Genomic DNA, 12,690 nt, shown 5'->3' on the forward strand with positions numbered 1-12,690 from the left:
GGCGTGACTTTCCGGACGGGGCGCCGTCGCCGGGGGCGTGGGTGTGGGAGGGCCGCAGGGAGGCGTTCGGGTGAACACCGCCCTTGGGCCCTGCCGCCGGACCCGCTCTCTCCGCCTCGTGGGCGGGTCGGGCGGCGTCCGGCGACAGGACCCGGGTCGTACGGCTTACTTCATCGCGTACAGCTTGCAGAGCGCGACGCAGGTGTTGCCGCTGTCGTACGTGACGTTGCCGACCTTGGAGCCGTGCATCCAGTTACGGATGGAGTGGTAGTCCGGGACCACCGCGGCGAGCTCCATGATCTGGCGGTCGACTTCGCCCCAGGCCTTGTTCGCGGCCTCGACGTCGGTGATCTTGGCGGCGGCGTCGATGGCCTTGTTGACGCTCGGGTCGTTCAGCTGGGCGTAGTTGCTGCGGCCGTCGCCGATGTTCTTGCCGCTCCAGCAGGGGAAGAAGACCGAGTAACCGTTCGGCCAGTCCGGGCTCCAGCCGGCCGCGAACAGGTCGAAGTCGTTGTCGACCTTGCCGATCTGCGTGTAGAAGGTCGACTTGTCGACCTGCTTGTTGACGACCTTGAAGCCGGCGGCCTCCAGGGCGTTCTTGATCGCGACGGCCGACTTCACCGAGTTGTCCGAGGACTGGTAGGCGATGACCAGCTTCTGGCCGACCTTGCCGGCCTCCTTCAGCAGGGCCTTGGCCTTGGCCGCGTCGCCACCGGGCTTCTTGGTGACGCCGTAGAGGTCGAACTTCTGGTAACCCGGGGTCACCGGCGAGAGGATCGTGGTGGCGAGCTCGCTGGTGGAGGCGCCGCCGCGGATCGTCTGCAGCTGCTGGTGCGGCCAGGCCCAGTTGATGGCCTGACGGACCTTGACGTCCTTGATGCGGGTCATGTTGATCGGCCAGTAGTACGTGACCGTGTCGACCTCGGTGAGGACGCGCTGCTTGAGCTTCGCGTTGGTGAGGACCTGGGCGATGCGCTCCGGGGCGACCTCGTTGAAGATCGACATCGCGTACTGGTCGTTGCCCTTGTCCGCGATGTAGCGGTCGGTCGAGGCCAGCAGCTCGAAGCCGAACTGGAAGACGTACTTGTCCGGGTAGTTGTTGCGGATCGCGTCGGTCTTCGGGTCCCAGTGCTCGTTGCGCACGTAGGTGAGCGACTTGCCGATGCTGCGGGCGCCGATCTTGTACGGGCCGCAGGAGAAGGGCTTCTTGTCGTACTTCTCCTTGGTGTCGTGCTTCTTGTTCACCAGGGAGTAGCCGCGCATGGCGAGCGTGAAGTTGAAGTCCGTGCGGGCTTCGTTGAGGTGGAACGTGATGGTCTTGCCGTCGACCTCGATGGAGTCGAGCTTCTTGCCGTCGTAGGGGCCCTTGTACTTGTCGCCACCCTCCAGCCACTGCTGGACGTAGCGGGGACCCTCGGTGATGAAGGAGGCGAAGAGGCGCTCGAAGGTGTGGCGGAGGTCGTCGGAGGAGACGTCGGAGCCGTCCTCCCACTTCACGCCGTCCTTCAGCGTGAAGGTCCAGGTCTTGCCGCCGTCCTTCATGGTGCCGGCGTCGGTGGCCGCGTCGCCGACCAGCGTCGCGCCGCCCTTCTCGTCGATCTTGTAGCCGGTGAGACCACGCAGGATCGGGACGGTGATGGCGCCCTCGGTCGAGACGTAGATCTGCGCCGGGTCCAGGTGGTCCATGTCGAACTGGTCGAGCGAGTAGATCGTGCCGCCCTTGACCGCTCCCTTGACCTCCGGCGCGGGGCCGACGGAGTCGGCCTTGGTGCCGACCGGGATCTCCTGGGTCTTGGAGCCGCTGACCGAGGGGACCTTGCTCTTCGACTTGCTGTCGCTTCCGCTGCCGCCACAGGCGGTCAGGACGGACGACGAGGCCGCGACCACGCCGGTGGCGATCAGGAAGTTTCTACGGGAGAAAGACATGGATGAGCCTGCCTTATAGGGACGATCGGGACGGGTGTTACCGGCCGCACGACACTGAACGGGCCGGGTGGATCTGGTGGCTACCGCTTGGACTTCGGGTCGAGCGCGTCGCGCACCGAATCGCCGAGCAGGTTGAAGGCGAGGACGAAGATCACCATCGACAGGCCCGGGAAGAGCATGAAGGTGATGTCCTCGGTGTAGAACTGGGCGCCGCGCTGGATCATGACGCCCCAGTCCGGGGTGGGGTCGATGATGCCGACGCCGAGGAAGGCCAGACCGGCCTCCGCGGTCACGAACGCCGGGAGCATCAGCGTGGACTGGATGATGATCGGCGTCCACAGGTTGGGCAGCAGTTCCTTGAACACGATGCGGCGGGGCGACGCACCGGTGACCTTGGCCGCCTCGATGTACTCGCGCTCGCGCAGACCGAGGACCTGGCCGCGCAGCAGACGGGCGATGGACGCCCAGCCGAAGGCGGAGAGGACCAGGATCAGGGAGATGGCCCGCAGCGAGGTGGGGATGTTCTCGTCGGGGGCGACGAAGAGGCCGTACACCACCGGCATGAAGGCGATGAAGAACAGCGTCGACGGGAACGACAGCAGGATGTCGATGATGCGGCCGACGAGGTAGTCCGTCTTGCCGCCCAGGTAGCCGGCCGTGACGCCGACGACGACACCGATGAAGGTGGTCAGCAGCGTGGCGGCCACGGCGATGCCCAGGGAGGTGCGGATGCCGTACAGCAGGAAGGTGAAGACGTCACGGCCCAGCTGCGGCTCGATGCCGAACCAGAAATCCGAGCTGATACCGCCGTTGGGACCTGCGGGGTACGAGAAGGCGTCGAGGAGTTCCGGGCGCTGGCTGGCGTACGTGGTGTACGGGTCCTTGCCGTACAGCTTTGCGATCAGCGGCGCGAGGATCGCGATCGCAAAGAAGAAGATCACGATGTACGCGGATATGACGCCTGTGCGGTCACGCTTGAACCGCTTCCAGGCGAGTCGTCCCGGGGAGCGACTCTCCGAGCCCTTGGGGTTGGCGGACGAATCCGGGATCTGGCCGATCTCGTCGGTCACCTCAAGCGATGCGGCCGCGGAAGGAGTAGGGAGGGTCATGGTGCTCCAGGCCCGATGGGGTCAACGGCTCCGCAGGGCGCTCCCTACGGGCTACGCCGGACTTTTTCAACGCAATTCATTCAAGGTCAATAAATTCTCGGTCGCCTTGGGCTTCTCTTTACCTTCTTTGCCTTGACTTGACCTCAGCGTAACTACGCGTGTAGCGCACCGTGGCCGTTCTGTGTCCGGAATCGGACCAACTACGCGAAACGGGCAAGGGGTTCGATAACCGGACGCCGGAGTCTCGGAATGCGTACATCTGGTGCACCCAAATCAACGGTTCTGCATCGAACGGCGAAGATCCATTGCAAAGATCATCCGGAGCGACCGCCTCCGAATGCATCCGGGTGACGGTGGGGTCCAGACGGGTGGGGTGAATGTGCGATACGTCCTGTGTGTGCCGATATTGGGCGCTACAGGCAGGGCGCACCGGAGCCGGACGTGAACACCCGGAGCCGGTGCCACAGCGCACTCTTGAGGAGGCACTCCATGCGTGGAGCCACGCACGCCAGATGGGCCGCTTGTGCGACGGTCGTCGCCCTCGCGACGGCCGGCTGCGGAGGCGGCGGCGGAGACGGTGGCGGTGGCAACGCCGGAGTCCTCAGTTCCTCCTGGGGAGACCCGCAGAACCCGCTGGAGCCGGCGAACACCAACGAGGTGCAGGGCGGCAAGGTCCTCGACATGATCTTCCGCGGGCTGAAGCGCTACGACGCCAAGACCGGCGCGGCCCAGAACATGCTCGCCGAGAAGATCGACACCCCGGACTCGCAGAACTTCACGATCACCGTGAAGGACGGCTGGAAGTTCAGCAACGGCGAGGCCGTCACGGCGAAGTCCTTCGTCGACGCCTGGAACTACGGGGCGAGCCTGAAGAACAAGCAGAAGAACGCGTACTTCTTCGGCTACATCGAGGGCTACGACAAGGTCCACCCCTCCTCGGGCGCCCAGAGCGCCGACACGCTGTCCGGGCTCAAGGCGACCGGCACCGACACGTTCACCGTCAAGCTCAACCAGAAGTTCTCGACCTTCCCCGACACCCTCGGCTACGCGGCCTTCTCGCCGCTGCCCAGCGCGTTCTTCAGCGACCACGCGGCCTGGCTCCAGAAGCCGGTCGGCAACGGGCCGTACACGGTGGATTCCTACACCAAGGGCTCGCAGCTGTCCCTGCGCAAGTGGGACGCCTACCCCGGGCAGGACAAGGCGCGCAACGACGGAGTGGACCTCAAGGTCTACACCGACAACAACACCGCCTACACCGACCTGCTGGCCGGCAACCTCGACCTCGTCGACGACGTGCCCGCCGCCCAGCTCAAGAACGCGAAGAGCGACCTCGGCGGCCGGTACATCAACACGCCGGCCGGCATCATCCAGACGATCGCCTTCCCGTTCTACGACAAGAAGTGGGACTCGAGCGGAGCGCAGAAGGTCCGCCAGGGCCTGTCGATGGCGATCAACCGCAAGCAGATCACCGACACGATCTTCCAGAAGACCCGCACTCCGGCCAGCGACTGGACCTCGCCGGTCCTCGGCAAGGACGGCGGCTTCCAGGACGGGCTGTGCGGTGCCTCCTGCGAGTACGACCCCGCCAAGGCCAAGCAGCTGGTGCAGGAGGGCGGCGGCCTGCCCGGCGGTCAGGTCAAGCTCACGTACAACGCGGACACCGGCTCCCACAAGGAGTGGATCGACGCCGTCTGCAACTCGATCAACAACGCGCTGAGCAACGACAAGGCCTGTGTCGGCAATCCGGTCGGCACCTTCGCGGACTTCCGCAAGCAGATCGACCAGCACAAGATGCCCGGTCCCTTCCGGGCCGGCTGGCAGATGGACTACCCGCTCATCCAGAACTTCCTGCAGCCGCTGTACTACACGAACGCCTCCTCCAACGACGGCAAGTGGTCGAACAAGGACTTCGACAAGCTCGTCGACCGGGCGAACGCCGAGACCGACCGCGCCAAGGCCGTCCAGCTCTTCCAGCAGGCCGAAGGCGTCGTGCGGGACAACATGGCCGCCATCCCGCTCTGGTACCAGAACGGCAGCGCCGGCTACTCGGAACGGCTCTCCGACGTGGCGCTCAACCAGTTCAGCGTCCCCGTCTACAACGAGATCAAGGTCAGCTGAGCCGCCGGGACAGCCGGACCGTCCGCGGCCGGCCGGCTGTCCCACGACCCCCGGAGCCACTCCATGGGACGGTATGTGATCCGGCGCCTGCTCCAGATGATCCCGGTCTTCATCGGCGCCACCCTGCTGATCTTCCTGATGGTCAACGTGATGGGCGACCCCATCGCCGGCCTGTGCGGCGACAAGCAGTGCGACCCCGCCACGGCCGCTCAGCTGCGCCAGGAGTACAACCTCGACAAGCCCGTATGGCAGCAATACCTGACATACATGGGCAAAGTGTTCACCGGTGACTTCGGGACGGCGTTCAACGGGCAGCCGGTCACCGAGCTGATGGCCAGCTCCTTCCCGGTCACCATCCGGCTGACGGTCGTCGCCATCCTCTTCGAGATCGTCATCGGCATCTCGCTCGGTGTCGTCACCGGTCTGCGCCGCGGCAGGCCCGTCGACACCGGCGTCCTGCTGCTCACCCTCGTCGTCATCTCGGTGCCGACCTTCGTGACCGGTCTGCTGCTCCAGCTGCTCCTCGGAGTCGAGTGGGGCTGGATCAGACCGTCCGTCTCCCCGGACGCCACGTTCGGCGAGCTGATCGTCCCCGGTCTGGTCCTCGCGTCCGTGTCGCTCGCCTACGTGACCCGGCTGACCCGCACCTCCATCGCGGAGAACAGACGGTCCGACTACGTCCGCACCGCCGTCGCCAAGGGGCTGCCCCGGCGCAGAGTGATCACGCGGCACCTGCTGCGCAACTCGCTGATCCCCGTGATCACCTTCATCGGCACCGACATCGGCGCGCTGATGGGCGGCGCCATCGTCACCGAGCGGATCTTCAACATCCACGGCGTCGGCTTCCAGCTCTACCAGGGCATCGTCCGGCAGAACACCCAGACCGTGGTCGGCTTCGTGACCATCCTCGTCCTCGTCTTCCTGGTGGCCAACCTGCTCGTCGACCTGCTGTACGCCGTACTCGACCCGAGGATCCGCTATGCCTGAACCGCAGCAGCCGGAAGGCGTCATCGCCCCCACGGGGATGGGCGGCACCATGGACCTCGGCGCCGGCGAGGCCCTGACCCTGGAGAAGACGCCGGGCGGACCCGAGGGCACCGGACCGCAGGAGAAACCGCGCTCGCTGTGGTCCGACGCGTGGCGGGACCTGCGGCGCAATCCCGTCTTCATCGTCTCCGCGCTGGTCATCCTCTTCCTGGTCGTCATCTCCGTCCGGCCCTCGCTGATCACCTCCGGCAACCCGCTCCAGTGCGACCTCGCCAAGGCCCAGGAGGGTTCCCAGCCCGGACATCCCTTCGGCTTCGACGGCCAGGGCTGCGACGTCTACACACGCACCGTGTACGGGACCCGCATCTCGATCAGCGTCGGTGTCCTCGCCACCCTCGGTGTCGCCCTCCTCGGTTCACTGCTCGGCGGACTGGCCGGGTTCTACGGCGGGGTGTGGGACTCGATCCTGTCCCGCATCACCGACATCTTCTTCGCCATCCCCGTCGTGCTCGGCGGTCTGGTCCTCCTCTCCGTGGTGACCAGCAATACGGTCTGGCCGGTCATCGGGTTCATGGTCCTGCTCGGCTGGCCGCAGATCTCCCGCATCGCCCGCGGCTCCGTCATCACGACCCGGCAGAACGACTACGTGCAGGCCGCCCGCGCCCTCGGCGCCTCCAACTCCCGGCTGCTGCTGCGGCACATCGCCCCGAACGCCGTCGCGCCCGTGATCGTCGTCGCCACCATCGCGCTCGGCACGTACATCGCCCTGGAGGCGACGCTGTCCTACCTCGGCGTCGGTCTGAAACCCCCGACCGTCTCCTGGGGCATCGACATCTCCTCGGCGTCGGCGTACATCCGCCAGGCCCCGCACATGCTGCTGTGGCCCGCCGGCGCGCTCGCGATCACCGTGCTCGCGTTCATCATGCTCGGCGACGCGGTGCGCGACGCCCTCGACCCGAAGCTGAGGTGACGGCCGTGCTGCTCGAAGTGCGTGACCTGCACGTGGAGTTCAGGACCAGGGACGGTGTCGCCAAAGCCGTCAACGGGGTCGCCTACGGCGTGGACGAGGGGGAGACCCTCGCCGTGCTCGGCGAATCGGGCTCCGGCAAGTCGGTGACCGCGCAGGCCGTGATGGGCATTCTCGACACACCCCCCGCGCGCATCACCGGCGGCGAGATCCTCTTCCAGGGCCGGGACCTGCTCACGCTCAAGGAGGACGAGCGGCGCAAGGTCCGTGGCGCCGGGATGGCGATGATCTTCCAGGACGCGCTGTCCGCCCTGAATCCGGTGCTCAGCGTCGGCGACCAGCTCGGCGAGATGTTCGTGGTGCACCGCGGCATGTCCCGCAAGGACGCCCGCGCCAAGGCGGTCGAGCTGATGGACCGGGTCCGTATCCCGGCCGCCGCCGACCGGGTGCGCGACTATCCGCACCAGTTCTCCGGCGGCATGCGCCAGCGCATCATGATCGCCATGGCGCTGGCCCTGGAGCCCGCTCTGATCATCGCCGACGAGCCGACCACCGCGCTCGACGTCACCGTCCAGGCCCAGGTCATGGATCTGCTCGCCGAGTTGCGGCGCGAACTCCACATGGGGCTCATCCTCATCACCCACGACCTCGGCGTGGTCGCCGACGTCGCCGACCGGATCGCCGTGATGTACGCGGGACGGATCGTGGAGTCGGCACCCGTGCACGACATCTACAAGGCACCCGCCCACCCGTACACGAGGGGCCTCCTGGACTCGATCCCGCGGCTCGACCAGAAGGGCCACGAGCTCTACGCCATCAAGGGGCTGCCGCCCAACCTCATGCGCATTCCGCCGGGTTGCGCCTTCCACCCGCGCTGCCCGATGGCCCGCGACGTCTGCCGGACCGACGTGCCGCCGCAGGCGGAGGTGGAGGGCAGCGGCGGGGCCCGCAGGAGCGCCTGCTTCTTCTGGAGGGAGTGCCTCGATGGCCGACACGACGGCTGAGACGATCCTGGAGGTCGACGGGCTGGTCAAGCACTACCCGCTCACCCGGGGGATCCTGTTCAAGAAGCAGATCGGCGAGGTCAAGGCCGTCGACGGGGTCGACTTCCGCCTCGGGCGCGGAGAGACCCTCGGCATCGTCGGCGAGTCCGGCTGCGGCAAGTCCACGGTGGCCAGGATGCTGGTCAACCTGGAGCGGCCCACGGCCGGGACCATCAAGTACAAGGGCGAGGACATCACCCGGCTGTCCGGCAGGGCGCTCAAGGCCGTGCGCCGCAACATCCAGATGGTCTTCCAGGACCCGTACACCTCGCTCAACCCGCGCATGACCGTCGGCGACATCATCGGGGAGCCGTACGAGATCCATCCCGAGGTCGCGCCGAAGGGCGACCGCCGCAGGAGGGTCCAGGATCTGCTCGACGTGGTCGGACTCAACCCGGAGTACGTCAACCGCTATCCGCACCAGTTCTCCGGGGGCCAGCGCCAGCGCATCGGCATCGCGCGCGGGCTGGCGCTGCGGCCCGAGATCATCGTCGCCGACGAGCCGGTGTCCGCGCTCGACGTCTCCGTGCAGGCCCAGGTGGTCAACCTGCTGGAGCGGCTGCAGGACGAGTTCGACCTGTCGTACGTCTTCATCGCGCACGACCTGTCGATCGTGCGGCACATCTCCGACCGGGTCGGGGTGATGTACCTCGGGCGGATCGTGGAGACCGGCAGGGACGCCGAGATCTACGACCATCCGACGCACCCCTACACCCAGGCCCTGCTGTCCGCCGTGCCGGTGCCCGATCCGGAGGCCCGGGAGCACCGGGAGCGGATCATCCTGACCGGCGACGTGCCGTCCCCGGCGAACGTGCCGTCCGGGTGCCGCTTCCGCACCCGCTGCTGGAAGGCACAGGAGCGGTGCGCGCTGGAAGTGCCGCTGCTCGCGGTGCCCGCGGAGTTCCGGTTCACCGAGGGGCCGGCCGCGCACGACTCGGCGTGTCACTTCGCGGAGGAGAAGCAGGTCGTCCCGCCGGAGGAGCCGGGCGGTGAACCCCCCGCGGAAGGGCCGGAGTCGGCGCCATAAGTGTGCAAACCCGGATGAACGTCGTTAACACGCAGGCAACTTGGCGGAAGCGGTACCGATATACGGACGCGCCAAGGTGAACACCGTACGGCCGTGCGGGTGCCGTGAACGAGCCGGGGTGCGCCATGTCACCCCGGCTCGTTGCCGTGCCGGGCGGGCTCGTGGCCCGCGACCGGTAAAGATCTGTTGAAGTGATGGGTGCGTTGATAGGTTCCCGTGTGTCTCGTGGGGAGCCGGCCACCGACCAGGCCGGGCGCCCCTGTTGACGCCGACATCAGGGGGATGTTCACATGCGCGCGAAGACCGCGTTCCGCTCCGTCATGACCGTCGCCGCTCTGGCGCTGCTCGGCACGACCGTGCCGGGCCAGGCTCTGGCCGCCACCGACACACCGCCGCACCGCGCCTCGGCCGTCGACGCCGACGACCTCACCTTCGCGCGCCAGGCGTCGAAGGAGACCCGCTCCGTCGTGGCCGCGAACCCGTCGGTCGCCGCCCGGGCCGGGACGGTCTGCGGGGCCGACTACACGAAGGTCATCACCGCGGAGCGGCTGCCGAGCGACTCCGCCCGCTACGCGACCGTCTACGTGTACACCGACGGCACCACCACCGGTGACCGCATCTACGACGTGCCGACCTGCGGTGTGCTGTTCAACGAGACCGGCTCGGCCCAGTCGATGGGTATCCGGTTGAAGGACAACTACACCGCCACCCCGGACGACGAGGACTTCGGCACGTTCAGCACCTACGCCGGACCCGTGCGCCAGAAGAAGGGCTACTGCGGGAAGGTGTACTCGTACATGAAGACGGGCGGCAGGGTCGTCATCGACAACTACTCCGGCGTCGGCTCCTGCAACTGACGGCGCTCGCCGTCCCGCCCCGCACGCCGGACCTCTCCGGCGTGCGGGACCCCTTCCGCGAACCCGTCCGGTCCGGTGCGCCGCGACCCTGCGCACCTGCAACCGCGGGCCCGGGCGTCAGGCGAGTCCGAGGGCGCGCTTGAGGAAGTCCACCTGGAGCAGCAGCAGGTTCTCGGCGACCTGCTCCTGCGGGGTCATGTGCGTGACACCCGACAGGGGCAGCACCTCGTGCGGGCGTCCGGCGGCCAGCAGCGCGGAGGACAGCCGCAGGGCGTGCGCCACCACCACGTTGTCGTCGGCGAGGCCGTGGACGATCATCAGCGGGGCGTGCCGGGCGGCGGGCTCGGAGAGGCCCTCGTCGGTGATCAGCGAGCTGTGCGCGTACGTGTGCGGGTCGGTCGCGGGGTCACCGAGGTACCGCTCGGTGTAGTGGGTGTCGTAGAGCCGCCAGTCCGTGACCGGGGCGCCGGCGATGCCCGCGTGGAACACGTCGGGCCGGCGCAGCACGGCGAGCCCCGCGAGCCACCCCCCGTACGACCAGCCGCGGATCGCCACCCGGGACAGGTCGAGCGGGAAGGTCTCCGCGAGGCCCTGGAGGGCGTCGATCTGGTCGTCGAGAGAGAGCGTGAAGTCGTCGCGGACCGCCTTCTCCCAGCCGGGGGAGCGGCCGGGGGTGCCCCGCCCGTCGGCGACGATCACGGCGAATCCCTGGTCGGCGAACCACTGCGAGGTGAGGTGGGCGTTGTGCGCGGCGAGCACCCGGGGGCCGTGCGGGCCGCCGTAGGGGTCCATGAGGACGGGGAGGGGAGTGACACCGTCGTAGTCAGTAGGCATAAGCACGGCGCATGGGATTTCCCGTGCGCCCCCCTGTGTGAGAGTCACGCGCGGGGACAGACCGGGACTTTCCGCAAGGGAAGGTACGGTCGCGATCGTCTTCCCCTCGCGCAGGACATGGACCTGGACGCCCGGCTGGTCGAGCACCGAGGAGGCGAGCACGGTCACGCCGCCGGCGCGCACGGCCGAGTGCACGCCGGGTTCCTGCGAGACGCGCTCCACTCCGAGCTCGTTCACGCGGTACACATGCACTTCGCCGGTCTCCGGGGCGGGTGCCGCCTCGCCCGCCGACGCCGAGACCAGCACGTCGTCGTCCGACACGTCGAGCACCGCACGCACGTGCAACTGCGGCCCCGTCAACGGGCGTTCACCGAAGGCGAGCACCCGGGCCCCGCCCTCGTCGGCGATCCGCACGAGCTGTCCGGCGGGGCTCCAGCACGGCACACCAGGGAAAAGATCCAGCCATTGTGGATCTTCGTCCGCGTGCACCATGCGGGTCGTCCCGGTGTCCGGGTCCACGGCCAGGAACAGCTGGCTGCGCTGGTCCCGCGCTTGCACCAGGATCAGCGGCGCACCCCCTGCTGACCAGTGCACATGCGCCAGATAGGGGTAGCGCGCCCGGTCCCAGGAGACCTCCGTGCGCACCCCGTCGAGCGTGATGACGAAGAGTCGTACGTCCGCGTTGGCGCTGCCCGCCACCGGATACGCGACCCGCCGCGGCTCGGTCCCGGGCTGCGCGGGATCGGCGATCCACCAGCGCTGCACGGGCGTGTCGTCGACCCGCGCGACGAGCAGCCGGTCGCTCTCGGGCGACCACCAGAACCCGCGCGAACGCCCCATCTCCTCGGCCGCGATGAACTCGGCCAGCCCGTACGAGACCGACCCCTCGCCCGCGGCCGGCTCCGGCTCCGCCAGGGCCCGGTCGTCCTCGCCCTCGGCGCCGACGACCCGGAGGGCGCCCCCGGCCGCGTACGCGACGAACCGGCCGTCGGGCGACGGGCGCGGGTCGATCACCGGTCCCGCCACGGGGAGTTCACGCGCCGTCCCGGCCCGCAGCTCCGCCGTGAAAAGCCTCCCCGACAGGGCGAAAGAGGCCAGCTCGACCGCGGTGTCGGTGGCGTAGCCGACGATCCCGGCACCGCCCTCACGGCTGCGTTCACGGCGCGCCCGCTCCTCCGGAGACAGCTCCTCGCCCGCGCCGCCGAGCAGCGCCCCTGGATCGGCCGCGACCCGCTCCCCGCCACCGCCCGGGGAGGCTCCCGCCCCGTCCCGGGGCACATCGAGGACCCACAGGTGATGCGCCCGGTCCGTACCGGAGAGGGACCGCAGGAACACGACACGGGAACCGTCGGGAGACACCGTGAACGCCCGTGGTGCGCCGGAGGTGAACCGCTGCGTCCGGGCGTACCGACGCGGGAAGGAGAAAGGCTCGCTCGTCATGCCCCGACCATATTGGCCATGCGCCCCCTTGTGCGGCCGTGCGCCGATCGATGCGCGCGTACGGATAGTTATGATCACTAGCGCTGCGTGGGTATGAACCTGCTGGCTCCTGTATGTATTTACGACCCCCATGTCCGACCCCCCATGTCCCTGGGATCTTTGGAGGTGAACCGCCGTGGCACTCTCGATTTCGGCGGTGGTGCTGCTGGCGATCATCGTCTTCATCCTGGTGAAGAAGTCAGGGCTGAAGGCCGCCCACGCCATCGTGTGTGTCCTGCTCGGTTTCTACCTCGCCTCCTCGACGGTCGCTCCCACGATCAACGAGCTGACCACGAACATCGCGGGGATGATCGGCAGCATCAAGTTCTGAGCCCGTCCGGCG

The 12,690-nt window shown here is 68.1% G+C and carries 10 protein-coding genes; 7 read left to right on the forward strand and 3 right to left on the reverse strand.

The annotated features are described in order from the left end of the window. Positions 1-165 precede the first annotated feature (165 nt). Positions 166-1,926: an ABC transporter substrate-binding protein gene (locus BKI49_RS24475; protein ID WP_095936441.1), complete on the reverse strand. Its 1,761-nt coding sequence runs from the start codon at positions 1,924-1,926 to the stop codon at positions 166-168. Between the two features lie 80 nt (positions 1,927-2,006). Continuing rightward, complete coding sequence (locus BKI49_RS24480) at positions 2,007-3,035, reverse strand: ABC transporter permease (protein ID WP_179332562.1); 1,029 nt, start codon at positions 3,033-3,035, stop codon at positions 2,007-2,009. Between the two features lie 489 nt (positions 3,036-3,524). Between BKI49_RS24480 and BKI49_RS24485 the strand changes: the two genes are divergently transcribed. From BKI49_RS24485 to BKI49_RS24510, 6 genes are all read left to right on the forward strand, one after another. Next, entirely contained in the window at positions 3,525-5,153 is a 1,629-nt protein-coding gene (locus tag BKI49_RS24485; RefSeq protein WP_095936443.1) for a peptide ABC transporter substrate-binding protein, read from the forward strand. A 63-nt stretch (positions 5,154-5,216) separates the two neighbouring features. Further along, positions 5,217-6,140 carry an ABC transporter permease gene (locus tag BKI49_RS24490; RefSeq protein WP_095936444.1) on the forward strand — a complete coding sequence of 308 codons (924 nt, stop codon included), beginning with the start codon at positions 5,217-5,219 and terminating at the stop codon, positions 6,138-6,140. After that, positions 6,133-7,110 carry an ABC transporter permease gene (locus BKI49_RS24495; RefSeq protein WP_095936445.1) on the forward strand — a complete coding sequence of 326 codons (978 nt, stop codon included), beginning with the start codon at positions 6,133-6,135 and terminating at the stop codon, positions 7,108-7,110. The genes BKI49_RS24490 and BKI49_RS24495 overlap by 8 nt, the downstream gene beginning before the upstream one ends. A gap of 5 nt (positions 7,111-7,115) precedes the next feature. Next, entirely contained in the window at positions 7,116-8,111 is a 996-nt protein-coding gene (locus tag BKI49_RS24500) for an ABC transporter ATP-binding protein (protein WP_095936486.1), read from the forward strand. Continuing rightward, a complete protein-coding gene (locus tag BKI49_RS24505) occupies positions 8,092-9,177 on the forward strand; it encodes an ABC transporter ATP-binding protein (RefSeq protein ID WP_095936446.1) in 1,086 nt (361 codons plus the stop codon). The genes BKI49_RS24500 and BKI49_RS24505 overlap by 20 nt, the downstream gene beginning before the upstream one ends. A gap of 290 nt (positions 9,178-9,467) precedes the next feature. Beyond that, a complete protein-coding gene (locus BKI49_RS24510; protein ID WP_257004938.1) occupies positions 9,468-10,034 on the forward strand; it encodes a hypothetical protein in 567 nt (188 codons plus the stop codon). A gap of 117 nt (positions 10,035-10,151) precedes the next feature. On the opposite strand, the gene BKI49_RS24515 is transcribed toward BKI49_RS24510, so the two are convergent. Further along, positions 10,152-12,308 (reverse strand): S9 family peptidase, encoded by a 2,157-nt coding sequence (locus tag BKI49_RS24515; protein ID WP_095936447.1) that lies wholly within the window; start codon positions 12,306-12,308, stop codon positions 10,152-10,154. Between the two features lie 175 nt (positions 12,309-12,483). Here BKI49_RS24515 and BKI49_RS24520 point away from each other — a divergent pair, with 175 nt between their 5' ends. Further along, positions 12,484-12,678 (forward strand): hypothetical protein, encoded by a 195-nt coding sequence (locus BKI49_RS24520; RefSeq protein WP_028801953.1) that lies wholly within the window; start codon positions 12,484-12,486, stop codon positions 12,676-12,678. Positions 12,679-12,690: the final 12 nt, after the last annotated feature.

The sequence above is a fragment of the Streptomyces sp. Tue6028 genome (assembly GCF_002300165.1).
Classification (GTDB): domain Bacteria; phylum Actinomycetota; class Actinomycetes; order Streptomycetales; family Streptomycetaceae; genus Streptomyces; species Streptomyces siamensis.